Origin of the sequence: Curtobacterium sp. MCLR17_058 (assembly GCF_003234705.2) — a bacterium.
GTDB lineage: Bacteria > Actinomycetota > Actinomycetes > Actinomycetales > Microbacteriaceae > Curtobacterium > Curtobacterium flaccumfaciens.
Map to the genome: position 1 here is coordinate 2,170,589 of NZ_CP126262.1, position 26,910 is coordinate 2,197,498.

Sequence of the window (26,910 nt, forward strand, 5' to 3'; positions counted from 1 at the left end):
GGTGGCTCCTACTCGCTCGCCGGGGCGGTCGACGAGGACGCAGCCGGTGCCGACGGCTCGGCGACCGCGGTGCGGTGGTGCTTGCGGAGCCACCAGAGCCCGGCGATCGGCAGCACGAGCGGCGCGAAGGCGTAGCCCAAGCCGTAGTACGACCAGATGGTGTCGTCGGGGAACAGCTGGCGGTCGAACAGCGACAGGGTGCCGATGACGAGCACGCCGGTCATCTCGAACACGATCGTGACGCAGGCGACCCGGTACCAGAACCGGCCGGGCACGATGAGGGCGATCATCGCGACGATGTAGACGACGGCAGCGATGGCACTGAGCGTGTACGCGAAGGGTGCGAACGAGAACTTCTCGATGATCTGCACGACGCTGCGTCCGGTCGCCGCCAGCGCGAGGATGCCGTACACGGCGATGAGGACGCGGCCGATGCCGGTCGCGAGTGAGGATCTGGTCGCCATTGCACCGATTCTACCGACGCGCGGCTGCGCGCATGACCTCCGGCGTCAGTTCAGCGCGAACCAGATCTGGTACATCCGGTAGACCATCACCGCGACGGTGAAGGCCCCGGCGCCGAGCACCACGGTGCTCCACTTCGTGCGGTCGATCAGTGCCCACACGACCGCGGCCGGCGGGACGAGCAGGACAGAAACGGCGTACACCCCGAACTCGAGCGCGTTGCCGTCGGGCGGACTGCCCGTCGCCGGCAGCACGATCGAGATGACGCCCTGCGCAAGGAGCAGCAACTCGATGAGCACGAGCGCGCCGACCGTGTAGTCGTTCGGCTTCCAGCCGATGAACCCCACGACGACCGCGAAGAGCCCCACCACGACGGCGAGCACCAGCTGCACCCACATGTACCACTCGATCACGCGCGGGCTCCGGTCTGCGAGGAGGACGACGCACCGGGCGTCGGGAAGTTCGTGATGACCCGGAGCAGCCCCCGGCGGACGGAGACGAGGCCGACCAGCCGGTCGTCGGACGCGGTGACCGCTGCCACCGGTCCGTCCGAGTCGGGGTGCTCGGCCGCGACACGCTTGCCGTCGGTGAGGTCCTTCGCCGAGGCTGCGTCGAGCGTCACCGACGAGAAGAGTCGCCGGGCGATGTCCGCCGGACGTGCGAGCGCGGCGCGGACGTCGACGGCGTCGTCCTCGAGGTCGATGGCGTCCTGCACGTCGAACGGTCCGACGCGGGTCCGACGGAGGGCGACGAGGTGCGCCCCGGTGCCGAGGGCAGCGCCGACGTCACGGGCGAGCGCACGGACGTAGGTGCCCGACGAGCAGGTCACGACGACGTCGAGGTCCACCACGGCGACGTCGGTGCCGTCGACGGCGACGGTCCGCTCGTTCCGCGTCGTGACGTCGAACTGCGAGACGGTCACCGTGCGGGACTTGAGCTCCACCGCCTCGCCCTTGCGCGCCAGGTCGTAGGCGCGGCGCCCGTCGACCTTGATCGCGCTGACCGTGGACGGGACCTGGTCGATCACGCCCCGCTGCGCCGCGACAGCGGTCTCGACGGCGTCGTCCGAGACGTCCGCAGCGGCCACACCGACCGCAGCGGTCGGCGTGCCGTCGGCGTCGTCGGAGTCCGTGGAGACACCGAGCCGGATGGTCGCCGTGTAGGTCTTGTCGAGGCCCACCAGGTGCGTGAGCAACCGGGTGGACGGCCCGATGCCGAGCAGCAGCAGCCCGGTGGCCATGGGGTCGAGGGTGCCGGCGTGGCCGACCTTCTTCAGGCCGAGGCGCCGACGGGCGATGGAGACCACCCGGTGGCTGGAGATCCCCTGCGGTTTGTCGACGAGGAGGATGCCGTCCGGCGCGGTTTCGAGCACCAGGCGAGATTACCAGCGCCGGTCAGCAGGCGTCGTTCCACTCGCGGCGGGGGTGCTCGGGATCGGTGACGTCGAGCACCGCGGAGGCCGCGATCTTCACGTCGGCGCGACGCTCGAGTCGGCCGGACTCCTGCTCGACCCACAGCGACCAGCGCCACAGGGTACGGACCCCGGGGGCCAGGATGCCCCGCCCGTGCACGATCAGGACACCGTCACCGGCTCCGGTCGTGCGGAAGGGCGTCACCAGGTCGGACCGGAGCGTGTCCTGGTCGGCGGACGGCGCGGCGGCCGCCATCGCGGAGATCCCGTGCTGCTCGAAACCGGTGACGAGCGCGGCCGCGACCCGCTCGAGGTCGGTGCCGTCCTGCCCGTCGACGCCGATGACGGTGCGGTTCGTGCCGACCTGCGCGATCGCCTCTGCAGCGATCGCAGCCATCGTGTCGGTCTCTTCGGGTGCCCAGCGTGCCATGCGTCCACCGTAGGCTGTCGAGGTGAACGCGAGTCGGGCCTCCAGACCGGATGTGGACAAACCGACCGCGCGACGCGGTGTGCAGGAGCCGGCCACGCCGGAACGGCCCGACATCGCGACCCCGCTGATCGCGTGGTTCCGGCAGCAGGCGCGGGACCTGCCGTGGCGCCGCCCCGGCTTCCCCGCGTGGGGGACGCTCGTCAGCGAGATCATGCTGCAGCAGACGCAGGTCGCGCGCGTGGTCCCCCGACTGGAGGCGTGGCTCACCCGGTGGCCGACGCCTCGCGACCTCGCGGACTCGCCCCCGTCCGAGGCGGTGCGTGCCTGGGACCGGCTCGGCTACCCGCGACGCGCGCTCGCGCTGCACGCGGCGGCGACCGCCATCGCGAACGACCACGGCAACGTCGTGCCCCGCGACGTCGACGCGCTGCTCGCTCTGCCGGGCATCGGCGACTACACCGCCCGCGCCGTCGCGGTCTTCGCGTACGGCGACCGGCACCCGGTCGTGGACGTCAACGTGCGCCGCGTGCTCGCACGTGCGGTCCTCGGCCAGGGCGAACCCGGGCCGGCGAAGGCGAAGCAGGACCTCCCGCTCATGGAGTCCGTGCTGCCGGCGGACCGCGACGACGCCGCCGCCACGAACGCCGCCGTGATGGAGCTCGGCGCGCTGGTGTGCGTGTCCCGCTCCCCCGCTTGCGATGCGTGCCCCATCGCGGACCGCTGCGCGTGGCGTGCGGCCGGGTACCCGGAGCACGACGGGCCGCGGGCTCCGCGGCAGGCGAAGTTCGCCGGCAGTGACCGCCAGGTGCGCGGCCTGATCATGGCCGAGCTGCGCGCCAGCGACGTGCCGGTCACCCGGTCCGAGATCGAACCGGTGTGGCCGGACGCCGACCAGCGGGACCGGGCGCTCGCGTCGCTCCTGCGTGACGGACTGGCCGTCGGGGACGACGCGAGCGGCTACCAGCTGCCCGGGGTCTAGGAACGCGGCTCGGCGGAGCCGTCGGTCTCGGCAGCGTCGTCGGCGTCGTCGTCCTCGTCGCGCTTGTACGGGTCGGCGTCGCCGGCGTACGTCGCACCGACTGAGGCTGCGCGGACCTGCTCGTCGCGCACCTGGGCCTGCACGAGCAGGTCCTCCATGTGCGCCGAGGTCTCGGGCAGGGCGTCGGCGATGAACTCGAGCGACGGCGTGAGCCGGGCGGTGATGTTCTTGCCGACCTCGGACCGGAGCATGCCGGTCGCGGCCTTGAGCGCCGCGGCGGAGTCCGCACGCTCCTCGTCGGTGCCGTAGACGGTGTAGAAGATCGACGCGTGCTGCAGGTCACCGGTCACACGGACGTCGGTGATCGTGACGAACCCGAGTCGCGGGTCCCGCAGACCCTTGTCGAGTCGACGTGCGACGACTTCCTTGATGCGGTCCGCCATCTTGCGTGCGCGCTGCGGATCGGCCATTGGGTGCCTCCTGAGGCAGTGGCGGGACGCATCCCGCCGGTGGTCCTGCGTGGGAAAGGGGTCGGGCCCCGGCCTCCCGCGTGGGGAGGCCGGGGCCCAGAGGAGTCACGCGATCAGTCGCGCGGCTTCTCGACGAGTTCGGTCGTCTCGACCTCGTCGCCGATCTGGATGTCGTTGAACTTGCCCAGACCGATACCGGCTTCGAAGTCCGTGCGGACCTCGGTCACGTCGTCCTTGAAGCGACGCAGTGACTCGATGGCCAGGCCATCGGCGACCACCACACCCTCGCGGATGACGCGCGCCTTGGCGTTGCGCGTGATCGTGCCGGAGCGGACGATGACACCCGCGATGTTGCCGAACTTCGAGGAACGGAACACCTCGCGGATCTCGGCGACGCCCGACTGGACCTCTTCGTACTCGGGCTTGAGCATGCCCTTGAGGGACTGCTCGATGTCGTCGAGTGCGTTGTAGATGACCGAGTAGAAGCGCACGTCGATGCCTTCGCGCGCCGCACGTTCACGGGCCTTGACGTCCGGACGGACGTTGAAGCCGATGACGATGGCGTTGTCGATCGTGGCGAGGTCGATGTCCGACTCCGTGATCGCACCGACACCGCGGTGCAGGATGCGGAGCTGGACGCTGTCGTCGACCTCGATGTCCAGGAGCGACTGCTCGAGTGCCTCGACGGCACCGGAGACGTCACCCTTGATGATGAGGTTGAGCGACTCGACCTTGCCCTCTTCGAGCGCACGGGTGAAGTCCTCGAGCGAGATGCGCTTGCGCGACTTCGCCAGCAGGGCGTTGCGCTCGGCGGCTTCACGCTTCTCAGCGATCTGACGCGCCGTCCGGTCCTCTTCGGTGACGAGGAACGTGTCACCGGCGCGGGGCACCGAGGACAGACCCTGCACCTGGACCGGGCGGCTCGGCGTCGCGGCCTTGACCGCGACCCCGTTCTCGTCCGTCATCGCACGGACTCGGCCGTAGGCCGTGCCCGCCACGATGGCGTCACCGACGTGGAGCGTGCCGGACTGGATGAGGACCGTGGCGACTGCACCGCGACCCTTGTCGAGACGGGCCTCGATCGCGACACCACGGGCGTCCTTGTCGGGGTTCGCACGCAGGTCGAGACCGGCGTCCGCGGTGAGCAGCACGGCGTCCAGGAGCTCCTGGATGCCGATGTTCTGCCGCGCCGACACGTCGACGAACATGACGTCGCCGCCGTACTCCTCGGCCACCAGGTTGTACTCGGTGAGCTGCTGGCGGACCTTGGCGGGGTTCGCGCCTTCCTTGTCGATCTTGTTGACCGCGACGACGATCGGCACACCGGCCGACTGCGCGTGGTTCAACGCCTCGATGGTCTGGGGCATGATGCCGTCGTCCGCCGCGACCACGAGGATCGCGATGTCCGTCACCTGGGCACCACGGGCACGCATGGCCGTGAAGGCCTCGTGACCCGGGGTGTCGATGAAGGTGATCGGGCGGTCGATGCCCTCGTGCTGCGCGACGATCTGGTACGCACCGATGTGCTGGGTGATGCCACCGGCCTCGCCCTCGACGACCTTCGAGTTGCGGATCGCGTCGAGGAGGCGGGTCTTGCCGTGGTCGACGTGACCCATGACGGTGACCACGGGCGGCCGCTGCTGCAGCACGTCGTCGTCTTCGTCCTCGAGTTCTGCGTCGAGGTCGATGTCGAAGCCCTCGAGGAGCTCCTTGTCCTCGTCCTCGGGCGAGACGATCTGGATCTTGTAGCCCAGCTCGTCACCGAGGACCTCGAACGTGGCCTCGTCCAGCGACTCGGTTGCGGTCGCCATCTCACCGAGGTGGAACAGCACCGTCACGAGGTTGCCGGGCATGGCGTCGATCTTGTCCGCGAAGTCCGAGATGCTCGCACCACGACGGAGTCGGACGACCGTGTTGCCATCGCCACGAGGGACCTGCACACCGCCGAGCGACGGGGCCTGACGCATCTCGTACTCGGCGCGCTTCGTCCGCTTCGACTTGCGGGCACGGCTCTTGCCGCCACCGCGACCGAACGCACCGGCGGTACCACCACCGGGGCCACGACCACGGCCTCCGCCACCCGCGGGACGCGGGCCGCTGAAGGCCGGACGCGGGAAGCCGCCACCGGCACCGCCGCCGGCACCCGGACGGGCACCGGGGCCGCCACGGCCACCACCCTGGCCCGGGCGCTGCCCGAAGCCGTTGGGACGGTTGCCCTGACCGGGACCACCCGGACGCGGAGCACCCGGACGGGGCGTGCCCGGACGCGGGGGCTGCGGACGCGGGATGCCACCGCCACCGGCTGCGCCGGCGGCCGGGCGCTGGCCCATGCCCTGGTTGGACGAGTACGGGTTGTTGCCGGGGCGCGGCGGGCGCGAGCCCATGCCCTGGTTCGACGAGTACGGGTTGTTGCCCGGACGTGCACCGGGCTTGGGGCCACCCGGCTTCGGACCGGCTGCCGCGGGAGCCTTCGGGCTGGTGCCCGGCTTCACGGCGTCGGACTTCGGAGCAGCGTCGGTCGACCCGCCTGCCTGCTCGGCGGCCTGCTTCTCAGCGGCCTGCTTCTCGGCACGGGCCTTCTGCGCGGCCTCGGCCTCGGCCTGTCGCTGGGCGACGGACTTCGGTGCGGCCGGTGCGGGGACGTCGGCAGCGGGTGCTGCCGGGGCCTCGGGCTCGGGAGCCGGTGCCGGACGAGCCGGACCCGGACGGGGACCGCCGGGCTTGGGTGCACTCGACTTCGGCGCGCTGGCCTTGGCGGGTGCGCTCGGCGCGGAGGCCGAGGCGGCGGGCTTCGCCGCGGGGGCGCCGTCTGCCTGGAGGGCGGCACGGAGCTTCCGTGCCACGGGGGGCTCGATGCTCGAGCTGGCACCCCGGACGAACTCGCCGAGCTCCTTGAGCTTCTCGAGTGCGGTCTTGCTGTCGACGCCGAGTTCGCTTGCGATCTCGTGTACGCGTGGTTTAGCCACTGTTCTCCTTCACGGGTCCCACCCCGTGAAGGGGCAGGACTCAATGGATGACGGGTCTCATTTCGAGCCGCTCATCAGTTGTCCATAAGCCGTTCAGCCTGTTCTGTCATGTCCGGGCGCTCGGCCGGTTCCTGTGGGAGACCGACGATGTGGTCGAGCACCGCGGACGTGTCGGGATCGCGATCCAACCGGAGCGCACGGCGGAAAGCCCTGCGCTTGACGGCCAGATCGTAGGCATCGACGGTCGGTGTGAGCCACGCTCCCCGGCCCGGCATGACTGCCTTCGGATCCGCCACGACACGGCCATCGCTCAGGGCGACGACTCGGAGGAGGGAGGATCGGGAAGCGCGACGACGACTGCCGATGCACGTTCTGACGGGAACCACTCTACTCCTTGCCTCGGACGTGCGCGATCCGGCGCGCCCTCGCAGGGCGCGCCGGGAGCGAAATCGTCCTAGTCCTCGCCGTCCAGGATGGAGTCCGGCTGGATGTCGATGCGGGCACCGGTGAGCTTCGCGGCGAGGCGGGCGTTCTGCCCCTCCTTGCCGATCGCGAGCGACAGCTGGTAGTCCGGCACGAGCGCGCGGACGGCCTTCGTCGAGGCGTCGAGCACGAATGCGCTCGTCACCTTGGCCGGCGACAGGGCGCTCGCGACGAACGATGCGAGGTCGGACGAGTAGTCGACGATGTCGATCTTCTCGGCACCGAGCTCGTTCGTGACGGCCCGGACACGTGCGCCGAGCTCGCCGATGCAGGCACCCTTCGCGTTCACGCCGGGCTCGTTCGCCTTGACGGCGATCTTCGTGCGGTGGCCGGCCTCGCGGGCGAGCGAGGTGATCTCGACGACACCGGACGCGATCTCCGGGACCTCGAGTGCGAAGAGCTTCCGGACGAGGCCCGGGTGCGTGCGCGACACGATGATCTGCGGGCCCTTGTTGCCGCGGGCGACGCTCGTCACGTAGACGCGGATGCGGGAGCCGTGCTTGTACGACTCCCCCGGCACCTGCTCTTCGGGCGGCAGGATCGCCTCGATCGTGCCGAGGTCGACGTGCACCATCTTCGGGTTCGGGCCCTGCTGGACCACGCCCGCGACGATGTCGCCTTCCTTGCCGCGGAACTCGCCGAGGATCTTGTCGTCGCCGATGTCGCGCAGGCGCTGGTTGATGACCTGCTTCGCCGCGAAGGCCGCGATGCGTCCGAAGTCGCTCGGCTGGTCGACGGCTTCACCGATGACGGTGCCCTCGTCGTCCAGCTCGGGGACGTAGACGCTGACCTCGCCGGACTTGCGGTCGAGCTCCACACGCGACTGCGCGTGGGCCGGCTCGCCGTTCTCGTCGGCGTGCTTCTGGTAGGCGGTCAGGATGGCAGATTCGATGATCTGGACGAGCTCGTCGAACGGGATCTCCCGCTCGCGCTCCATGAGTCGCAGGACTGCGAGATCGATCTTCACCGAGGTGCCTCCGTATTCAGATGAGTCGCTCCTGCGGGGTGGAACTGCGCAGAAGTCGGCCACAAGCGTACCCCAGAACCAGGAGACGGACAGGAGGCCCGTGGCGACGTCGCCACGAGCCTGCTGTCCGTCAGGGGTCGCGTCTAGATCGCGCGGACCGCGTCGAGCAGCTCGGCCACCGGCACGTCGCGGCGGTCGCCGGTCGCGCGGTCCCACAGCTCGACGACGCCCTCGGCGGCGCCGCGGCCGGCGACGACGACGATCGGCATGCCGAGCAGCTCGGCGTCACGGAGCTTCACGCCGGGCGAGACCTTGGGGCGGTCGTCGTACAGCACGTCGAACCGCTCGCCCTCGAGCTCGGCGACGACGGACGCCGCCAGCTCGTAGGCGACCTGGTCACGGCCGGTGGCGACGATGTGCACGTCGAACGGCGCGACGTTCTTCGGCCAGACCAGGCCCTTCTCGTCGTTGTGGGACTCGGCCAGGATCGCGAGGATGCGGGTCACGCCGATGCCGTACGAGCCCATCGTGACCGTCGCGAGCTTGCCGTTCTCGTCCTGCACCTTGAGACCGAGCGCCTCGGCGTACTTGCGGCCGAGCTGGAAGACGTGCCCGATCTCCATGCCGCGCGCGGTCTCGAGGGGGCCGGAGCCGTCCGGCGACGGGTCACCGGCGCGGACGTCGGAGACCTCGACGACACCGTCGGCCACGAAGTCACGGCCGGCGACGAGGCCGGACACGTGCACGCCGCGCTCGTTGGCGCCGGTGATCCAGCTCGTGCCGTCGACCACACGCGGGTCGACGAAGTAGCGGAGGCCGGTGGCGCTGTCGGCGCCGAGGACCTGCGGGCCGATGTAGCCCTTCACCAGGCCCCGGTGCTTCTTGAAGTCGTCGTCGCCGGCGGCCTCGACCTCGGCCGGGGCGAACGACACCTCGGCGCGCTTCAGGTCGACGTCGCGGTCACCGGGCAGGCCGACGACCACGACCTCGCGCGTGCCGTCGAGGTGGGTGAGCGCCAGGACGACGTTCTTCAGCGTGTCCGCCGCGGTCCACGGCGCGCCCTCACGCGGCGCGACCTGGTTCGCGTGGGCGACGAGCGTGTCGATCGTCGGGGTGTCCGACGCCGGCAGCAGCACGGGCTCCGGCTGGCCCTCGATCGGCAGCGACTCGGGGACGGGGGTGACGTACGCCTCGACGTTGGCCGCGTAGCCGCCGGCGCTGCGGACGAAGGTGTCCTCGCCGACGCCGATCGGGTGCAGGAACTCCTCGGACTTCGAGCCGCCCATCGCGCCGGCGTCGGCCTTGACGATGACGTAGTCGAGGCCGAGGCGGGCGAAGATCTTCTCGTACGCGTCGCGCATGACCTGGTAGCTGCGCTCGAGGCCCTCGTCGGTGAGGTCGAACGAGTACGCGTCCTTCATGGTGAACTCGCGGCCGCGCAGGAGCCCGGCGCGGGGCCGGGCTTCGTCGCGGTACTTGTCCTGGATCTGGAACAGCGTGACCGGCAGGTCCTTGTAGGACGAGTACAGGTCCTTCACCAGGAGCGCGAACATCTCCTCGTGCGTGGGGGCGAGCAGGTAGTCGGAACCCTTGCGATCCTGCAGGCGGAACATGCCGTCGCCGTACTCGGTCCAGCGGTTCGTCGCCTCGTACGGCTCACGGGGCAGGAGCGCGGGCAGCAGGACCTCCTGCGCACCGGCGGCGACCATCTCGTCGCGGATGATCGCCTCGATCTTGGCGCGCACCCGGAGTCCGAGCGGCAGCCAGGCGAAGATCCCCGGGGACTGGCGACGGACGTACCCGGCGCGGACGAGCAGCTTGTGGCTCGTCACCTCGGCGTCGGAGGGGTCGTCGCGGAGCGTACGGAGGAACAGATGCGAAAGCCGTGTGACCACGGGGCAAGCCTAGTGGCGACGGGCCGACGGCGCGGGTTCGCTGCGGTGTCCCCGCCGCTGGGCGCGAGCGGCGCCGCTCGGCACGGTGCGCGGTTCGCTGGCTCGTGCGGCGGCAGCCGCTGCGTGCGCGCCTGCAGGCTCGCACCGGGCGATCAACCCGGCGGCCGCTCGCGAAGTCCGCACCGTGCGGAGGGGATGCGCGCCGAGCAGCCGCAGCGGGCCTCCGGGCCGGGCCCCGGTTCGGCACGCGCGTCGCGGGCGCCGCCGGCGACGCGGAGCAGAGCCGCACGGTGCGAGGTTCATCGGCCGGTGGGGCGGCGGCCGCTGCGTGCGCGCCTGCAGGCTCGCACGGGGCGGTCAATCCGGCGGCCGCTCGCGAAGTCCGCACCGTGCGGAGGGGACGCGCATCGAGCAGCCGCAGCGGGCCTCCGGGCCGGTCCGCGGTCCGGCACGCGCGTCGCGGGCGCCGCCTGCGACGCGGAGCAGAGCCGCACGGTGCGAGGTTCATCGGCCGGTGCGGCGGCAGCCGCTGCGTGCGCGCCTGCAGGCTCGCACGGGGCGATCAACGCGGCACGGAAGCGCGAAGCGCGCACCGTGCCGACCGGCGCTGGCACCAGCGCCGGCGCCATACGACGACGGACCGGAGGCCCGGTGCCAGCTGGCACCGGGCCTCCGGTCCGGAGGGTGGCCGCGCCTACGGCGCCATGATCACCTGGGGCGTGCCGGTGGCGGCGGCCGGACCCATCTCGTCCGCGATGCGGTTCGCCTCGTTGATGAGGGTCTGGACGATCTCGGCCTCGGGCACGGTCTTGACGACCTGGCCCTTGACGAAGATCTGCCCCTTGCCGTTGCCCGAGGCGACGCCGAGGTCGGCCTCGCGCGCCTCGCCCGGGCCGTTCACGACGCAGCCCATGACGGCGACGCGGAGTGGGACGGTCATGCCCTCGAGCCCCTTGGTGACGTCGTTCGCGAGCTGGTAGACGTCGACCTGCGCGCGACCGCAGCTCGGGCAGGAGACGATCTCGAGCTTGCGCTCGCGCAGGTTGAGCGACTGCAGGATCTGCAGGCCGACCTTGACCTCCTGCGCGGGCGGGGCGGACAGCGACACGCGGATGGTGTCGCCGATGCCCTCGGCCAGCAGGATGCCGAACGCGGTGGCGCTCTTGATCGTGCCCTGGAACTCCGGGCCGGCCTCGGTCACGCCGAGGTGCAGCGGCCAGTCGCCGGCGGCGGCGAGCTGCCGGTAGGCCTTGACCATCACGATCGGGTCGTTGTGCTTGACCGAGATCTTGAAGTCGTGGAAGTCGTGCTCCTCGAACAGGGAGGCTTCCCACACCGCGGACTCGACGAGCGCCTCGGGGGTGGCCTTGCCGTACTTCTGCAGCAGGCTCGGCTCGAGCGACCCCGCGTTCACGCCGATGCGGAGCGAGACGCCGGCGTCCTTGGCGGCCTTGGCGATCGCGCCGACCTGGTCGTCGAACTTGCGGATGTTGCCCGGGTTGACGCGGACGGCAGCGCAGCCGGCGTCGATCGCCTGGAAGACGTACTTCGGCTGGAAGTGGATGTCGGCGATCACGGGGATCTGCGACTTCTTCGCGATGATCGCCAGCGCATCGGCGTCGTCCTGCGTGGGCACGGCGACCCGGACGATGTCGCAGCCCGAGGCCGTGAGTTCGGCGATCTGCTGCAGCGTCGCGTTGATGTTGGTGGTCTGCGTCGTGGTCATCGACTGCACGGACACCGGGGCGTCGCCGCCCACGAGCACCTTGCCGACCCGGATCTGCCGCGACTTGCGACGCGGAGCGAGGGTTTCGGGGGACTTGGGCATACCGAGGTTGACTGCGGGCACGTGAGCACTCTACGCGCTCGGTCTGACCGTGCCGGGTCCGGTCCCCGTGCGTCTGTTCAGAGCTCCCTGACCGAGTCGACGACCGTGATCAGCGGGGCGTAGAGCCGCATCACCGCGAGCGCGCGGTCGTGGTCCTCGTCGGTCGCGCCGGCGCAGGCGTCCGCCACGACGGTCAACGTCGCACCCGCGTCGGCCGCCGCCAGCGCGGTCGACAGCACGCAGCAGTCGGTCGAGACCCCCGTGAGCACCAGGTGCGGGTGGTCGCCGACGACGGCCTGGAGGCTCGTCCCCCACTTGCCGAAGGTCGGTTCCGTCACGACGGGGTCGTTCCGGTCCGCGGCGGCCGACGCGAACGGTTCGGTGAGCGCGTACAGCGGGTCGGTGTCCGGGACCAGTGCGAAGGGCCAGTCGCGGTAGTACGGCACCCACGCACCCTCGGGCTCCGCCGGTGCCACGAAGCGGGTGAAGACCGTGCGGCCCGTGAACCGCGGCAGGAGCCGCTCGATGCCGGCGCCGGCGTGGTCGTACCGCGGGGCGGCCCACGGGTTCTCGCCGGTGAAGACCTGCTGCATGTCGATGACGACGAGCCAGGCGTCGTCGGGGATCTCCGCGCTCATCGCAGGTCGTCCGGCGTGCTCGGTGCTTCCGGCGTGGCGAGTGCTTCCTGGCGGCGGATCGAGCCGCGAGCGAACAGCAGCGTGCCGAGGAACCCGACGACCAGGGCGACGAGGACGCCGAGGTTCGCGTAGGCCCACGGCCCCTCGCGGCCACCGAGGCCGAACGGGCCGAGCAGGTAGCCCTGCCACGACAGCCACGCCGGTGACGCCAGCGTGACGAGCCCCCACCCGAGCGCCGTGCCGACGGCGACCAGGGCGATCGCGCCCCACCGGACGTCACCGTAGCGGCCGCGACGGTCGTCGAGCTCGGACTCCGCGTAGGTGCGTCGGCGCAGCAGGACGTCCGCGACGAAGATGCCGGCCCACACCGCGATCGGCACGCCGAGGGTGATCAGGAACGCCTGGAACGGCTTCGCGAAGCTGGTCGCGAAGAAGGCGATGTACACGGCGCCGGCGACCATGAACACGCCGTCGACCCCGGCGGCGACCGGCCGCGGGATCTTCACGCCGACGCTCAGCAGCGCGAGGCCCGACGAGTAGATGTCGAGGACCGCTCCCCCGACGAGCCCGAGGATCGCCACGATCGCGAACGGGATGAGGAACCAGATCGGCAGGATGGTGGTGAGCGCGCCGATCGGGTCGTCCTGGATGGCAGCGTTCAGGTCCGGCGACGACCCGGCGAGCAGGACGCCGAAGACCACGAGGATCGCCGGGGCCAGCGCGCCGCCGAAGGTCGTCCACCCGACGACCCCACCGGTAGACGCGGCCCGCGGCAGGTACCGGGAGTAGTCAGCGGCGGCGTTCACCCAGCCGAGGCCGAAGCCGGTCATCACCAGGACCAGGGCCCCGATGACCTGCTGACCGCTGCCGGAGGGCATCGCGGCGATCGCGGCGAAGTCGATGGAGGGCACCGCGAGCACGATGTAGACGACGGTGAGCACCCCCGTGATGACCGTGATCCAGGTCTGCAGGCGCATGATCACGTCGAAGCCCGCGACGCCGGCCCCGACCACGAGCGCGGCGACGACGACCAGCGCGACGACCTTCGTCAGCACCCCGCCGTCCCAGCCGAGCTCGGTGAAGACCGTCGAGGTCGCCAGGACCGCCAGTGCGGCGAGCGAGGTCTCCCACCCGACGGTGAGGATCCAGCTGAGGAACGAGGGCACCCGGTTGCCCCGCACGCCGAACGCCGCACGGCTCAGCACCATCGTCGGCGCCGACCCCCGCTTGCCGGCGATCGCGACCACGCCGCACAGCAGGAACGAGAACACCACCCCGACGACCGAGACGGCGGTGGCCTGCCAGAAGGAGATGCCGAACCCGATAACGAACGCCCCGTAGGCGATGCCGAGCACGGAGATGTTGGCGGCGAACCACGGCCAGAACAGTCCCCGTGGGGTGCCCCTCCGATCGGACTCGGCGATGACGTCGAGGCCCTGGCGCTCGACGGTGCGAACCTCGGGAGGGTTCGGGGCGGCTGTGGTCATCCGCTGAGCGTAGCGCCGGAGCGACTACCCGAACAGGTTCACCGGCCGCACGATGTCGGCGTAGATGAGCAGCGCGCTCATCCCCGCCAACAGCACCACGACGACCATCGTCAGCGGCATCGTCTTCGCCAGGTCGATGGGCCCCGGATCGGCCTTGCCGACGAGCTTGAACGACCGTCGCTTGATCGCTTCCCAGAGCGCACCAGCGATGTGTCCGCCGTCGAGCGGCAGCAGCGGCACCATGTTCAGCACGAACAGGCCGATGTTGAGCGAGGCCAGCAGCCCGAGGATCGTGTACGCCTTGTCGACGACGGGGACGCCGCTCATCGACGAGACCTCGCCGATCGCGCGGCCCACGCCCACCACCGACACGGGGCTGTCCTGCGACCGCTCCTGGGCACCGAACGCGGCGTTCCACACGGCGACCAGGCGCTGCGGCAGGTCGATGATCAGGTGCGCCGACGCCGCGATCTGGGCGCCGGTCGCGGGCAGCACCTCGGCCGGGGACTGCCGCACCAGGGACTGCCCGATGCTGACGCCGACCACGCCGACGCGCTGGGTCTTCGTGGTGCCGTCGTCGTTCTTGACGACCTTGCCCTCGGCGTCGTAGACGTCGCGGGTGGCGGTCGTCGGGGTGATCTCGAGGGTCTTGCGGGCACCGTCGCGCTCGACGACCACGGTGACCTGCTCACCGGCGGACTCCTGGAAGACCTCGGAGACGCGGGTGATGGTGGGGTCCTGCTCACCGTTCACCGAGAGCACGACGTCGCCGGACTCGATGCCCGCCTGCTTCGCCGGGGACACAGCGTCGCCGGGCGAGCACTCGGTCGTCTGGCTGTTCGGCAGCACGCACCCGACGCTCGACGTGAAGGTCGTCGTCGGCGCCCCGAACCCGCACAGCAGCACACCGAACAGCACGATGCCGATCACCAGGTTCATCGCCGGGCCCGCGACCATCACGATGATCCGCTTCCACGGCGTCAGGCGGTAGAAGGCGCGGGAGTCGTCACCGCCGGAGTCCGCGATCTGCTCGGCGCTGGCCTGGCGGGCGTCCTGCACGAACGCGCCGTACATGCCGGTGTTCGTGATGGCGTTCGCCCGGCCCGAGGCGCGCGGCTTGAGCATGCCGACCATCGAGATGTACCCACCGAGCAGGATCGGGCGGATCCCGTACTCGGTCTCACCCCGCTTGAACGACCACATCGCCTTGCCGAAGCCCAGCGAGTACTGCGTCACCTTGACGTTGAAGAGCTTCGCGAAGGACAGGTGCCCCAGCTCGTGGAGTCCGATCGAGACCAGCAGGCCGATGATGAAGACGACCACGCCGAGGACGAAGAGCAGGACGGATTCGACGGTCACCGGGAAAGAGTACGGGACTGATTCCATGACGGAGCCGAGCGCCGTCTGAGAGGCGAGCTGGGCCTCCAGGCCGGTGCGTCACGTCCGCGGTCTGCCGCCTCCGCGTCGGACGGGAGGCGCGACTCGCGTCAGCGGGTCAGCGCGCGGTCCGCAGCGGTGCGGGCCCACTGCTCCGCCGCGAGCACGCCGTCGAGTGACGGCTCCCCCGCGGTGTGCTCCTCGACGACGCGCTCGACCGTGTCGACGATGTCCAGGAAACCGATCGCGCCCGCGTGGAACGCGGCGACGGCCTGCTCGTTCGCGGCGTTGAACACGGCCGGGAACGTCCCGCCCAGCTCACCCACCCGCTTGGCGAGGGCGACTGCGCCGAAGGCGTCCTGGTCGAGCGGCTCGAACGTCCACGTGCTCGCGGTCGTCCAGTCGAGCGGCACGCCGACGCCGGGCACCCGGTCCGGCCAGGCCAGGCCGAGCGCGATCGGCAGACGCATGTCCGGCGGCGACGCCTGGGCGATGGTGGAGCCGTCGACGAACTCGACCATCGAGTGCACGATCGACTGCGCGTGCACGGTGACGTCGATGCGGTCGTACGGCACGTCGAAGAGCAGGTGGGCCTCGATGACCTCGAGTCCCTTGTTGACCAGGGTCGCGGAGTTCGTCGTGACGACGAGACCCATGTCCCAGGTCGGGTGCGCCAGTGCCTGGGCGGGGGTGACGTCACGGAGCTGTTCGCGGGTGCGCCCACGGAACGGACCGCCGCTCGCCGTCAGGACGAGCCGCTGCACCTCGGCGTCGGCGCCGGAGCGCAGCGCCTGCGCGATGGCGGAGTGCTCGCTGTCCACGGGCACGATCTGCCCGGGCGCCGCGGCCTGCTGCACGAGGGAGCCGCCGACGATCAGGCTCTCCTTGTTCGCGAGGGCGAGCACGGCACCGGTCTCGAGGGCCGCGAGCGTCGGGCCGAGGCCGACCGAGCCGGTGATGCCGTTCAGGACGACGTCGGCCTCGACGCTCCGGACGAGCTGCTCCGAGTCGGCCGCGCCGAACGCCGTGTCGCGGACGCCGAACCGGGCGGCCTGCTCGGCGACGAGGTCGCGGTTGCTGCCGGCGGTGAGCCCGACGACCTCGAACCGGTCGGGGTTGCGGGCGACCACGTCGAGCGCCTGGGTGCCGATCGAGCCGGTGCTACCGAGGACGACGATCCGCCGACGGTCCGGACCGGTGGTGCCGAGGCGGCCGTCCGTCACGGTCAGCCCTTGGCGAGGATGTCGACCACGAAGACGAGCGTGGCGTTCTTCGGGATGCCCGAGCCCTCCTGCGGGTTCGCGCCGTAGGCGTCCTCCGGCGTGGCGACGATCAGGACCTGCGAGCCGACCTTCTGCCCGACGAGCCCGGTGACGAAGCCCTTGATGAGCGCGCTCTCCGACACGGTGAAGGTGGTGGGGACACCCTTCGACCACGAGGAGTCGAACTCCTTGCCGGTGTCGTAGACGACGCCCTTGTACTGCACGAGTGCGGTGTCGCCGTCGGCGATCTCGGTGCCGTCGCCCTGCTTGAGCACCTCGACCGTGGTCTTCGTGGGCGCCTTGACGCCGTCGGGGACCGTGATCTCCGGCTCGCCCGAGGCCTTGTCCTTGACCGTGGGCAGGCCCGGGTCCTGGTCCTGCGGGGTGCCGGTCGCCTTGGTCGGGGTCTGCGCGACGACGTCGGCGACCACGACGATCTCACCGCCGGTGTTGAAGCCGAGTGCGGAGGACTGTCCGACCGCGGCGACGCGGTCGCCCACCTTCGAGCAGGCGAGGAGCGCACCGAAGCCCGATCCGCCGACCGAGAGCACCTGCGGGTTGCCCTCGTCGAAGCCGACGGTGCCGAGCTTCTTGGCGTCCGAAGCCTCGTACACGCTGTAGGAGACCTGCGCGTAGTCGCCCTCGTCGAGCGCCGCGCCCTTGCCCTTCACGAGGCGGGTGGCCTGCGGCGTCTTCGCGGACAGGCCGGACGAGAACTTCACCGTCGGGGCCTTCGGTCCGCCGAACGACCCGGTCGCCTTGATGGCATCGGACGACTTGCCCGGGTCGGGGCAGGAGGTGATCGCCGAGGCCGTGGCACTGGCCGACGGGGTCGGCGAAGCCGAGGACCCGTTCGAACCGGAGCCGGAGCAGGCGGCGAGTCCCAGCACGACGGCGGGGACGATGGCGATCGGGAGCAGGCGGAGACGCTTCACGAGGACCTAGTCTGCCCCACCTGTCGAAGAGTCCCCTGCCAATGACGCAGGTCGGACGACCAGCTGCGGCTCGTGGTGCACCGGGAACGCCACGGACCGCGCGATGAAGCAGAGCTCGTTGGCGGTGACGTGTGCTGCTTCGGCGTCCGCGACCCGGTCGGCCTCGAGGATCGTGACGACCGGGTGCAGGGTCGCCTCGGTCAGTTCGCCCGAACCGTCGCGGTTCAGGCGGAGCGACGCGGTCGCGGTGTCCTGGTAGTCGACGACGGTGAAGCCCTTCGTCACCGCGACGTGCAGGTAGCTGAGCATGTGGCACTGGGCCAGCGCCGCGACCACCATCTCCTCGGGGTTCCAGCGGTCACGGTCCCCGCGGAACGTCGGGTCGGCGGAGCCGGGGACGTCGGGCTTGCCGGTCGCCGAGACCACGTGTTCGCGGCCGTAGTCGCGGTACCCGGAGGTGCCGGTCCCGCGGTCGCCGGTCCAGCTGACGGAGACCTCGTAGGAGTGGTCGTGCACGGGTGCGCCCCTTCGCCTTGGCTAGCATGGCGGCATGACGGTGAGCCCCGAAGTCCGCAGTGATCGCCATCCTCTCACCGCCGACGGTTCCGTCGAGCTGGCGGTGCTCGAACGCTCAGGGTTCGACGAGAGCCGGCACGTCGGCGCCGGCGTCGTCGTCGACGCGAGCGGCACGGTGATCGACTCCGTCGGCGACGTGACCGCGAGCATCTACCCGCGTTCCACCATGAAGCCGTTCCAGGCCCTGGCCGTCCGACGTTCCGGTGCGCTGTTCTCCGACGAGGAACTCGTCCTCACCACCGCGAGTCACGCCGGCACCGCGGCGCACCAGGCGCTCGCCCTGCACATGCTCGAGTCCTTCGACCACGTCGAGGCCGACCTCGGCTGCCCGCCCGACATGCCCTTCGACCGCGGGACCGCCCGGACGATGGACGGCCCTCGCCGACTGGCGATGAACTGCTCCGGCAAGCACGCTGGCATGCTCGCGGCCTGCCGGGTGAACGGCTGGGACGAAGCCACGTACCTCGACATCGAGCACCCGTTGCAGCAGCGGGTGCGTTCCGTGGTCGAGGAGTACACGCACGAGACCGTCGACCTGGTCGGTACGGACGGCTGCGGCGCCCCCGTGTTCCCGCTCACCCTGACGGGGTTGGCACGCGGGTTCGCCGGTGTGGTGGCCCGGGCCGACGACGACTCCGCTGCGCTGACCGACGCGGTCCTGGCGCACCCGTGGGCGATCGACGGCGTCGGACGCGCGAACACGGTCACCATCGAGCGACTGCAGGTGCTGGCGAAGCTCGGTGCCGAGGGCGTGATGGTCATGGGGTTGCCCGGAGGCGCCGCCGTGGCCGTGAAGGTGCTCGACGGCTCACAGCGAGCCGGCACCCTGGCGGCCCTGGCGCTGCTCGAGCGGAACGGGCTCGTGGCGTCGGACGGGGTAGCCGAGGTGCTCGAGGTGACGGGTGAGCGGGTGCTCGGTGGTGGCGTGCCCGTCGGCGCCGTGCGGGTCGGCGCCGGGTTGCGCTGATCGTTGCTCGGCGCCGGTCAAGCGTCGGCGCTGGTCAAAGGGTCAGCGCTGGTCAAGGGTCAGCGCTGGTCAAGGGTCGGCGGTGGTCATCGATCGGCGCTCACGGGTCGGGGACGAGGACGGGAAGCGCCGGGGACACCCGGACGACCGCGTGGTCGTCGGGTCGACGGACGGAGCAGCCGTACCGTGAGACCTCGACGGTGACGTCCCGCTGACGAGGCGCCGATCCGAGTCCGGCCACGAGCACCACGGAGCCGTGCGGTCGGCCGTCGGCACCCATCCGCACCGCGACCGAGGTCCCCGACGGCAGGGCGTGCACTGACAGGGTGCTCGCTGCCCGGGTGCTCGCTGACCGGGCGCTCGGGGCTGGATCGGCGCTGCCGGTCGCCACGGTGTCGAAGACCTCGGGAGCAGCGGCCCAGCGCAGGTCCTCGTCGGTGTGGACGGCAGCGGCTCGGAGCTGCTCGGCGAGCCCGAGGTACACCGCGACGGCGAGTGCTCCGGCACCGACGACCACGACGTGGGACGCGGCGTCGACCCAGAGCACGCGGCCGCCCGGACCGTGCCCGAGGACGACTGCCGGCGTGCCGTCGCGGTCCTCGGGAACGGTGCCCGTCAGCGTTTCCGGCGCACCGAGCGGTTCTGGCTCGGCGGGCTGGTCGGGTCCGCGCGGAGCGACGACCACGACCGGGTCCGGCGAGGCCGAACGGTGCAGCACCACGTCGACCAGCGCGCAGCACGCACCCGCGCCGAGCAGGACGCCCTGCCCCGCGCCGCTGATCGGCGCGAGGACCCCGGCCACGACGAGCGCGACCGCGGCCCCCACGATCACGCAACGAGCGGTGAACCGGGACATGACCCCATCGCACCAGGAACGAGCAGCTCAGTGCTGGCCCGGGACCCGATCTGTGGAGAAGTCGGCTACTGCACCAGGAAGAACTGCTCACCGATGTCGACGCGGGCACCACGCTCGACGCGGTACCGGCGACCGGGCTCGCAGCGGCGGATCGATCCGTCGATGTGCCGGACGACCGTGCCGTTGCCGGAGAACCGGTCGGAGACCCACAGGTCGTCGCCGTCGCGGCCGAGCTCGAGGTGCGTCTTCGACACGGACTTGCCCGGGTCGTGCACGGTCAACAGGTCGTCGTAGCGCTCCCCCGGCTGCGGTCGCGGCAGTCGGCCGAGCAGGCCCGTGCCGTGGACGCCGAGCCGCTCACCCGTGCTGAAGTGCAGCACGAACGGTGCCCGGGTCGGGGTCTTCGCGACGATGCGGGTCTCGTCGACGTCCTCGTCGAGGTCGTCGAGCGCGCCGGCCGCTGCGGGCGACTCAGACCGGTCGACGGGCGGGAGCGGCAGCGCGGGTCCGGTCGCTCCCGGGATCGGGGGCAGCGGTGCAGCGGAGGGCACGCCCGCGGTGTCGGCGGACGGTGCCGAGGAGGGGACGGTGGCGGAACCGGGCACCGGCGGGATCGGCGTGCGCGGCACGGCGGACGCCTCGGTCGGCGGCTCGGGCTCGGTCACCGGTGCAGCGTGCGCTCCGCGGGGACGTCGGCCGGCATCGGACTGCTCGACCTCGGCGCGGAGGGACTCGTCGTCCACCGGGATCTCGTCGTCCGGCTCGTCGCCTGCAGCGCGCTCGTCGGACCCGTTCGGACCCGCGGGCACGGCCGGATCCGCGTCGGGCTCGTCCGGCTCGTCCGCAGCGTTGCCCGCGTCGGAGGCCTGCGTGCCGTCGGACTCCTCGGCGGCCCAGTCGGGTCGGGTCATCGGCAGCGGCACGACCGGGCCGGTGAAGGCCGCGGTGACCGCCGGACGGACGGCTCCGCACTCGCCGCAGAAGATGTCGTCGGGTTCGAGCCGGTTGCCGCAGACGTGGCAGATGGCCGTCTCGTGCATGCCCGGGGTGACGAGCGGGGCCGGACGCGGCGGTCGACGGTCGATCAACGGCTCGACCACGGCGGTGTCCCCGGGCTGCGGGGCCGACACGACGGGCGGCTGGTCGTCGGTGGCGCTGGTCTCCGACGCCGCCAGGATTGTTTCGTCGGGCTCCGGCTCGGAGGCGTCCCGGGCACCCTGTGCGTCCCGGAGTTCTTGGGCATTCTGTGCGTTCTGGGGTTCCTGTGCGCCGTGTTCGTCGGGCGCAGGAGCCGCAGCGTCCTGCTCGCCAGCAGGTTCGGCGGGTGCTCCCGGCATCGGCGGGACGACCGGATCGGCCGGCGCCTCGGCAGCCGGGGTACCGCGACCGACCCACCAGGACGGACCGGCGGGTGCCGCCGGGGGTGCGGTGGCAGCGGGCGGCGCCCACACCGGAACGGAGGGCTCGGCAGCGGGCGGCGGCTCGACGGGCTGGGGCTCGACGGGCTGGGACTCGACGGGCTGTCGCACCGCCTGGTCCGACACCGACGACGGAGCATCGCGGATCGGGTCCTCGGGCGTCTCGGGGCGACCGGGAGCCGGGGCGATCCGCGTGCGCTCGGGGTCGTCCGCATCGAGGGGTTCGGACGGGTACGCGTCGGGGTCGAGGGGAGGCTCGGACTCGCCCGGCGCACCCGACCAGTCCTCGAGCCCGGAGCCGGCACCGTGCACATGGGAGGGTGCCTGGCGCGGCGCGAAGTCATCAGGACGCTGCACCGGTACGGGTGCCGGCGGTTCGGTGCCGCGACGGTCGGCACCGGTGAGCCACGCACGCGTGGCGGGATCGAGCGTGGCTTCGGGCAACCAGGCGTCGGAAGCCGGGTCGGACCGTCGGCCGTGGGCGTCGGGCTGCTGCAACGGTGGCGGCGGTGCCTGTTCGACGGGGGTCGGCGCGACCGGGCGACGGCTCGCGGCGGCGGTGACCGCGCGACCGCACTCACCGCAGAAGATCGCTCCGTCCGGGAGCATCGATCCGCAGTGTTCGCATCTGATCACGTGGTGCCTCTGTCCTCACTCGGCCGTCCACGACGCTCGTCCGGCCTCTGGACATCGTAGTCGCCGCGCCCCGACGCAGCCTGGCGGTCGGTCCTCCGACGGGACCGTGCCGTCGGACGGCGTCCCGTTCCCCGCAGGGACCGGAGCGAGACGGCGGTGCGGAACCGCTCCCGCCTGGTCCGCCCTGTCCGGAGCGAACCGATCGCATCGTCGGTCGCCGCCCACATGCGGTCGGCGGTGGTCTGGTCGGCGTCACTCGGACCGAACACCGCGCGGTCGGCCAGCGCGGCGAGTCCGGTGCCACCGTCGCCCGGTGCACCGACCACGGCTTCGCGTCGGGTTGCTGCCTGCCGCACGTCGTGCCCGCGGTCGAGCAGTGCGTCGCGGTACTCGTCCCAGGCGCCGACGATGCGGCCGCGGGGCGTGGTGGCGTTCCGCCGTCGGCGGCGCCGCAATCGCTTCAGCAGCACGATCACGGCGAACGGCAGCAGGACGAGCGCGACCACGCCGAGGGTCCCGAGGGCCCAGGGCAGCACCGCGAGCAGGATCTGGAGCCAGAGCGGCTGCACCGGCGGCGTGTTCCGGTCGCTCTCGGGGGGCGTCTGCTGGTCCTGGTCCTGCCGGTCGACCGGGGGCGGCGGCACCACCGTCTCGGGTCGGGTGACCGGCTGCGGGGTCTGCTGCTGCTCGTTCGGGATCTCGCGCACCTCGGGGTTGGGGTTGAGCATCACCCATCCCCACTGCGCGGTGTCCACCTCGATGCGGGCCGTGACGTCGGACCCACGGAAGGTCGTCGTCCCGCCAGGCGCTGCGGTGCCGTCGCGGCCTGAGTCTCCCCCGGCCGTGAAGCCCATCACGACCCGTGCGGGGAAGCCGATCTCGTCCGCCATCAGTGCGGCCGCCGCGGCGTACTGCTCCTGGTCCCCGATCATCAGGGGTGCGGTGAGGAGCTCCTGGACACGGTCGGCACCGTGACCGGACCGACTCATCCGGTCGTCGCCGACACCGTGGCTGACGTACCCGTTCCGTTGCAGGGACTGCACCGCGGCGAGGAGCTTCGCACCGGGTGCCGACACGTCCTTCGTCGTGGACTCCACGGTGTCGCGCACAGCGTCGGGGACGTCCCGTGCGGTGGGCACGGCGGCGCTCCCCGGCCGTGCGGTGGCCAGCTGCCGTTCGGTCGGCTGGTCGGGCAGCACCGCCGTCAGGTCGTAGGACGTGCCGTCCCCGACTCCGCCGACCACGGCGCCGGTACCGGTCGATCCGTTGTAGAAGAAGGCGCCGCGCTCGTCGTCGGCGTCCTGCCCGGTGAACTCCACGCGCTCCAGGTCACCGACCGTCGGCAGCCACACACCGCGGTACCCGTCGACCGTCACGCCGACGTCGACCGTGGTGCCCCGGACGCCACGGACGTCGACCGCGGTCGGTACCCGTTCGAAGGTGCCCGAGCCGGCCGAGCCGTCGGCCCCGCCGACGCGGTAGACGACGCCGTCGTAGGTGTCGAGCGTCGCGATGCGGACGAACCCGCCCTCGGGCAGACCGGTCACCCGGAGCTGGGTCGCGTCCGAGGCGGTGGACTCCTCGTAGGCGCGGAACCCGCTGAGCGGACTGACGTAGTCGCGTGGGTCGAACGGCTTCACGACGTCGGTGCGTGCGACGGTGCGCTCACCCGACGGAGGTGCCACCAGGCCGAGTCCGGTCGCGACGACCGCCGCGGCCACGATGGTGCCGGTTCCCACGAGGGCGGGGCGGACGATCGACCGCGCGACCGGCACGCGTGCACCGATGGTGGTCGCCACCGCGACGGCGCGACGCGCGTGCCGCACGGTCAGCGCCCAGACGAGGGCGAGGCCCACCAGGACGACCGCCGTCACGATCGACGTGTCGAGCCGGCTCGGCCCGACGACGACCCCCACCGCGAAGAGCACCAGTGCCGGGATGCTCGCGAGTTCCTGCCTGGAGGCGCGGGTCGCCACGCTCACGGCGGTCACCGCCGCCACGAGCAGCGTCACGAAGTAGGGCACGAGGAGCGCCTCGTACGAGCCCACCGGCAGGCTGATGGTCACCAGCTGCTTCCAGCCGAGGGCGACGCCGGCGAAGAGGTCGAGCAGGCCGCGTCCGGTGGGCAGCAGGCCGTTGGCCTGACTCGGCACGGCGGCGGGGACGCCCGTGAGCGTGAAGGCGGCGACGGTCGCGATCGCCACGACGGCCGTCGGGAGCCGGAACAGGGTGCCGAGGAGCGCGACGACCGTCCCGATGACGATCGCGGTCACCGCGGCGGTGATCATCGCGCCGTCCCGGTACACCGGCCACCAGGACGTGCTCGCGACGGCCAGCAACAGCCAGACCGCCAGCGTGCCGCCGGCGAGCCGGAACGGCACGAGCCGCCGTGCGTCGCGACGGTCGGACCGTCGGGTCGAGCGCCTCGCCCGGTCCGGTGCCGGGGCCGGGGTGGTCACGGGTGCGGCGCTCATGCTGCCGACGCCGATCGGTGCAGGGCGTGCCGGAGGTCGTCCAGGTAGCCGATGGTCATCACCGTCAGACCCGCGACGCGCAGGAACCGCGGCTGGGCCTCGGGCTCGCAGATCACCGCGACGACCTCCACCCCGACGGGGAACCGCGTGGCGGCGAGTCGGAGCGCGGGCAGACCGACGGTCGACCCCACCACGAGGAACGCGACGGAGATGCCCTCGGTGTCGCTCCCGACGATCCGGGAGACCTCGGCGATCGGCAGGCACGCGTCGGCGAGGCCGACCGAGGCGAAGTCGTCGAGCAGGCGCGTCGGGGTGACGGTGGGGAGCGTCCGCACGGCGTACACGGCACGCTTCGCGAACTCGGGCGTGCGCTGCGACACCACGACCGAGACCTCACGGCCGTCGCGGATCGCCCGCGCGCCGAGGGACGCGGCCGCGCTGACGGCGAGCTCGAACTCCTCGTCGTCGGCGAACTCACCGCGGGCGATGCCGAGCGCGACGACGAGGTGCGAGCGACGGGTGTCCTCGAACTGCCGGACCATGAGCGCGCCGGACTTGGCGGTCGACTTCCAGTGGATGGTGCGCGGGTCGTCGCCGGGCATGTACTCGCGGATGGCGTGGAAGGCGATGTCCGCGGGTGACAGGTCCGTCGTCGCCTGCCCCTCGAGGTCGCGCACCAGGCCGGTGCTCGTCGACGGGATCGCGATGGTGCGCGGGTGCACGATGACCTGCTCACGGGCGGTCCAGACGAGCTCGCGGCGCACGAGTCCCACCGGGTCGGCGCGGACGCCCGTCACGGGACCGACGTCGAGCACCCCGCGGCGGAGCGTCGGGACGGGGACCTCCCGCTCGAAGGTGCCGTGCGGCCCGATGGCCGGGATGGCGACATCGACGAGGCCGGATCCGACCGGGACCTCGACGGTGGTCGGCACCGACGGCAGACGCGTGGGGTTCTCGGCCGTGATGATCACGCCGGCGTCGTCGCCGACCGCCACACGGTGCTGCGGCAGCCGCATCCGGATCGCCAGCCGCGACCGGCCGATCAACGCCACCGCGGCGACCACCGCGAGCACGGCGCCGGCGAACCCGACGACGACGATCTCCCGCAGGCCGAACCGGTAGCCGGTCACGAACGCGACGAGCGTCAGGGCGGCGACCGTCCACCCGAGACCGGTGACGACCGACGAGACCTCGCCCCAGAGACGCAGGACGAGCCTCCAGGCCGTTGCCCAGAGCCGGACGATCCCGATGACCGCATCCGCTGCGACGCCCTCGCGGTCACCGACGATGCGCGTCCGGACGTTGGTCATGCCGGTGACCGTCCCCGTGCGCTCGTACGCCGTCGTGCCACGACGCGACCGCGTCGAGGACGGACGGCGCGAGCGCGTGGAGACGGGCCGGCGGTCCGTCACGTCGTGACTCGGTCGGCAGGCGGCGGGGTCTCCACCAGGAGCTGCGCGATGACGCTCGGTGCGCTGACGCCGTCGAACTCGGCCTCGGCGTCGAGCACCAGGCGGTGCGCGAGGACCGGGACGGCCAGTGCCTTCACGTCGTCCGGCGTGACGTAGTGGCGACCGCTCAGCGCCGCGAGGACACGGGAGGCACGGATCAGGCCCATCGCCCCACGGACGCTGACGCCGAGCCGGACCTCGCTCGCCGAGCGGGTCGCGTCCACCAAGCGCGCGACGTAGTCGGCGATCACGGCGTCGACGTGCACGGTTCGCGCCAGGGCGGCCATCTCGGTGATGGTCGCGGCGGGCACAACGCTCGCCAGCGGGACCGACGCCGACGGAGCCGACGAGGTCTCGAGGATCTTCACCGTCGCGGCGTGGTCGGGGTAGCCGATGGACGTCTTCATGAGGAAGCGGTCCAGCTGCGCCTCGGGCAGACGGTAGGTGCCGGCCTGCTCGATCGGGTTCTGGGTCGCGATGACCATGAACGGCGCGGCGAGACGGTGGTTGACGCCGTCGACCGTGATCGCGGACTCCTCCATCGCCTCGAGCAGCGCGGACTGCGTCTTCGGGCTCGCACGGTTGATCTCGTCGGCGAGCACGATGTTCGCGAAGACCGGCCCGCGGTGGAAGTCGAACTCCTGCGTCCGCTGGTCGTAGACGCTGATGCCGGTGATGTCGCCCGGCAGCAGGTCGGGGGTGAACTGGATGCGGTTCGTGGTGCCCTGCACGCTCTGCGCCATCGCCCGGGCGAGGCTCGTCTTGCCCGTTCCGGGGACGTCCTCGAGGAGCAGGTGCCCCTCGCTGAGCATCGCCGTGACCGCGAGGCGGATCACGAACGTCTTCCCGAGGAGCACCTGCTCGACGTTGGTCACGATGCGGCCTGCGACGTCGGCGAACCAGGTGGCCTGCTCCGGGGTCATGCTCATGCGGGGTGGTCCT

General features: G+C 71.7%; 23 protein-coding genes. 2 read left to right on the forward strand and 21 right to left on the reverse strand.

Translation table 11 applies throughout. The annotated features are described in order from the left end of the window. Positions 1-8 precede the first annotated feature (8 nt). From DEJ11_RS10335 to DEJ11_RS10350, 4 genes are read right to left on the reverse strand one after another with little or no spacing between them, the layout of a single operon-like run. Entirely contained in the window at positions 9-464 is a 456-nt protein-coding gene (locus DEJ11_RS10335) for a hypothetical protein (RefSeq protein WP_111046420.1), read from the reverse strand. Positions 465-509: 45 nt separating this feature from the next. Beyond that, a complete protein-coding gene (locus DEJ11_RS10340; RefSeq protein ID WP_071403707.1) occupies positions 510-875 on the reverse strand; it encodes a hypothetical protein in 366 nt (121 codons plus the stop codon). Next, positions 872-1,834 carry a tRNA pseudouridine(55) synthase TruB gene (gene truB, locus DEJ11_RS10345; protein ID WP_071244775.1) on the reverse strand — a complete coding sequence of 321 codons (963 nt, stop codon included), beginning with the start codon at positions 1,832-1,834 and terminating at the stop codon, positions 872-874. Before truB ends, DEJ11_RS10340 begins: the two co-directional genes overlap by 4 nt. Positions 1,835-1,856: 22 nt before the next feature. Beyond that, a complete protein-coding gene (locus DEJ11_RS10350; RefSeq protein WP_071414719.1) occupies positions 1,857-2,303 on the reverse strand; it encodes a hypothetical protein in 447 nt (148 codons plus the stop codon). Between the two features lie 52 nt (positions 2,304-2,355). Between DEJ11_RS10350 and DEJ11_RS10355 the strand changes: the two genes are divergently transcribed. Then, a complete protein-coding gene (locus DEJ11_RS10355; RefSeq protein WP_372440168.1) occupies positions 2,356-3,282 on the forward strand; it encodes an iron-sulfur binding domain-containing protein in 927 nt (308 codons plus the stop codon). On the opposite strand, the gene rbfA is transcribed toward DEJ11_RS10355, so the two are convergent. From rbfA to DEJ11_RS10415, 12 genes are all read right to left on the reverse strand, one after another. Beyond that, on the reverse strand, positions 3,279-3,752 hold the full coding sequence (gene rbfA, locus DEJ11_RS10360; RefSeq protein WP_111031590.1) for a 30S ribosome-binding factor RbfA: 474 nt from the start codon (positions 3,750-3,752) through the stop codon (positions 3,279-3,281). The two genes, DEJ11_RS10355 and rbfA, sit on opposite strands and share 4 nt — an antisense overlap. A 113-nt stretch (positions 3,753-3,865) precedes the next feature. Then, a complete protein-coding gene (gene infB / locus DEJ11_RS10365; RefSeq protein ID WP_110864590.1) occupies positions 3,866-6,718 on the reverse strand; it encodes a translation initiation factor IF-2 in 2,853 nt (950 codons plus the stop codon). A gap of 74 nt (positions 6,719-6,792) precedes the next feature. Continuing rightward, entirely contained in the window at positions 6,793-7,104 is a 312-nt protein-coding gene (locus tag DEJ11_RS10370) for a YlxR family protein (RefSeq protein ID WP_031259737.1), read from the reverse strand. Positions 7,105-7,172: 68 nt separating this feature from the next. Further along, positions 7,173-8,168: a transcription termination factor NusA gene (gene nusA, locus DEJ11_RS10375; protein ID WP_071414715.1), complete on the reverse strand. Its 996-nt coding sequence runs from the start codon at positions 8,166-8,168 to the stop codon at positions 7,173-7,175. Between the two features lie 143 nt (positions 8,169-8,311). Next, on the reverse strand, positions 8,312-10,063 hold the full coding sequence (locus DEJ11_RS10380; protein ID WP_111029245.1) for a proline--tRNA ligase: 1,752 nt from the start codon (positions 10,061-10,063) through the stop codon (positions 8,312-8,314). Between the two features lie 694 nt (positions 10,064-10,757). After that, positions 10,758-11,912 (reverse strand): flavodoxin-dependent (E)-4-hydroxy-3-methylbut-2-enyl-diphosphate synthase, encoded by a 1,155-nt coding sequence (ispG, locus tag DEJ11_RS10385; protein ID WP_171907786.1) that lies wholly within the window; start codon positions 11,910-11,912, stop codon positions 10,758-10,760. Between the two features lie 56 nt (positions 11,913-11,968). Next, the gene (locus DEJ11_RS10390; protein ID WP_111103070.1) at positions 11,969-12,529 is read right to left on the reverse strand and encodes a cysteine hydrolase family protein; all 561 of its coding nucleotides are present in this window, start codon (positions 12,527-12,529) and stop codon (positions 11,969-11,971) included. Further along, positions 12,526-14,016: a purine-cytosine permease family protein gene (locus DEJ11_RS10395; protein WP_111046426.1), complete on the reverse strand. Its 1,491-nt coding sequence runs from the start codon at positions 14,014-14,016 to the stop codon at positions 12,526-12,528. Before DEJ11_RS10395 ends, DEJ11_RS10390 begins: the two co-directional genes overlap by 4 nt. 24 nt (positions 14,017-14,040) lie before the next feature. Next, on the reverse strand, positions 14,041-15,375 hold the full coding sequence (locus tag DEJ11_RS10400; RefSeq protein WP_173034034.1) for a M50 family metallopeptidase: 1,335 nt from the start codon (positions 15,373-15,375) through the stop codon (positions 14,041-14,043). A gap of 128 nt (positions 15,376-15,503) precedes the next feature. Then, positions 15,504-16,616, reverse strand: coding sequence for a 1-deoxy-D-xylulose-5-phosphate reductoisomerase (dxr, locus tag DEJ11_RS10405; protein WP_111031584.1), 1,113 nt, complete (start codon positions 16,614-16,616; stop codon positions 15,504-15,506). 2 nt (positions 16,617-16,618) lie between these two features. Beyond that, on the reverse strand, positions 16,619-17,590 hold the full coding sequence (locus DEJ11_RS10410; protein ID WP_071404621.1) for an FKBP-type peptidyl-prolyl cis-trans isomerase: 972 nt from the start codon (positions 17,588-17,590) through the stop codon (positions 16,619-16,621). A gap of 6 nt (positions 17,591-17,596) precedes the next feature. Beyond that, complete coding sequence (locus tag DEJ11_RS10415) at positions 17,597-18,106, reverse strand: OsmC family protein (protein WP_071404620.1); 510 nt, start codon at positions 18,104-18,106, stop codon at positions 17,597-17,599. Positions 18,107-18,140: 34 nt separating this feature from the next. On the opposite strand from DEJ11_RS10415, the gene DEJ11_RS10420 reads away from it, so the two are divergent. After that, the gene (locus DEJ11_RS10420; RefSeq protein ID WP_111103072.1) at positions 18,141-19,133 is read left to right on the forward strand and encodes an asparaginase; all 993 of its coding nucleotides are present in this window, start codon (positions 18,141-18,143) and stop codon (positions 19,131-19,133) included. 100 nt (positions 19,134-19,233) lie between these two features. On the opposite strand, the gene DEJ11_RS10425 is transcribed toward DEJ11_RS10420, so the two are convergent. The 5 genes from DEJ11_RS10425 to DEJ11_RS10445 all read right to left on the reverse strand — a co-directional run bounded on the left by DEJ11_RS10425 (position 19,234) and on the right by DEJ11_RS10445 (position 26,897). Beyond that, on the reverse strand, positions 19,234-19,989 hold the full coding sequence (locus DEJ11_RS10425) for a hypothetical protein (protein ID WP_146250029.1): 756 nt from the start codon (positions 19,987-19,989) through the stop codon (positions 19,234-19,236). Between the two features lie 65 nt (positions 19,990-20,054). Next, positions 20,055-22,043 carry a zinc-ribbon domain-containing protein gene (locus DEJ11_RS10430; protein WP_111103075.1) on the reverse strand — a complete coding sequence of 663 codons (1,989 nt, stop codon included), beginning with the start codon at positions 22,041-22,043 and terminating at the stop codon, positions 20,055-20,057. Beyond that, positions 22,040-24,517, reverse strand: coding sequence for a TgpA N-terminal domain-containing protein (locus DEJ11_RS10435; RefSeq protein WP_111046431.1), 2,478 nt, complete (start codon positions 24,515-24,517; stop codon positions 22,040-22,042). Before DEJ11_RS10435 ends, DEJ11_RS10430 begins: the two co-directional genes overlap by 4 nt. Beyond that, positions 24,514-25,827 (reverse strand): DUF58 domain-containing protein, encoded by a 1,314-nt coding sequence (locus DEJ11_RS10440; protein WP_071404615.1) that lies wholly within the window; start codon positions 25,825-25,827, stop codon positions 24,514-24,516. Before DEJ11_RS10440 ends, DEJ11_RS10435 begins: the two co-directional genes overlap by 4 nt. Before the next feature lie 98 nt (positions 25,828-25,925). Beyond that, positions 25,926-26,897 (reverse strand): AAA family ATPase, encoded by a 972-nt coding sequence (locus DEJ11_RS10445; RefSeq protein ID WP_027465773.1) that lies wholly within the window; start codon positions 26,895-26,897, stop codon positions 25,926-25,928. Positions 26,898-26,910: the final 13 nt, after the last annotated feature.

Bases quoted from the DNA above. Each gene is read 5' to 3' on its own strand.
- DEJ11_RS10335 (WP_111046420.1), bottom strand. From the start codon at position 464: ATGGCGACCAGATCCTCACTCGCGACCGGCATCGGCCGCGTCCTCATC.
- DEJ11_RS10350 (WP_071414719.1), bottom strand. From the start codon at position 2,303: ATGGCACGCTGGGCACCCGAAGAGACCGACACGATGGCTGCGATCGCT.
- rbfA (WP_111031590.1), bottom strand. From the start codon at position 3,752: ATGGCCGATCCGCAGCGCGCACGCAAGATGGCGGACCGCATCAAGGAA.
- DEJ11_RS10390 (WP_111103070.1), bottom strand. From the start codon at position 12,529: ATGAGCGCGGAGATCCCCGACGACGCCTGGCTCGTCGTCATCGACATG.
- DEJ11_RS10395 (WP_111046426.1), bottom strand. From the start codon at position 14,016: ATGACCACAGCCGCCCCGAACCCTCCCGAGGTTCGCACCGTCGAGCGC.
- DEJ11_RS10420 (WP_111103072.1), top strand. From the start codon at position 18,141: ATGACGGTGAGCCCCGAAGTCCGCAGTGATCGCCATCCTCTCACCGCC.
- DEJ11_RS10425 (WP_146250029.1), bottom strand. From the start codon at position 19,989: ATGTCCCGGTTCACCGCTCGTTGCGTGATCGTGGGGGCCGCGGTCGCG.
- DEJ11_RS10435 (WP_111046431.1), bottom strand. From the start codon at position 24,517: ATGAGCGCCGCACCCGTGACCACCCCGGCCCCGGCACCGGACCGGGCG.
- DEJ11_RS10440 (WP_071404615.1), bottom strand. From the start codon at position 25,827: ATGACCAACGTCCGGACGCGCATCGTCGGTGACCGCGAGGGCGTCGCA.
- DEJ11_RS10445 (WP_027465773.1), bottom strand. From the start codon at position 26,897: ATGAGCATGACCCCGGAGCAGGCCACCTGGTTCGCCGACGTCGCAGGC.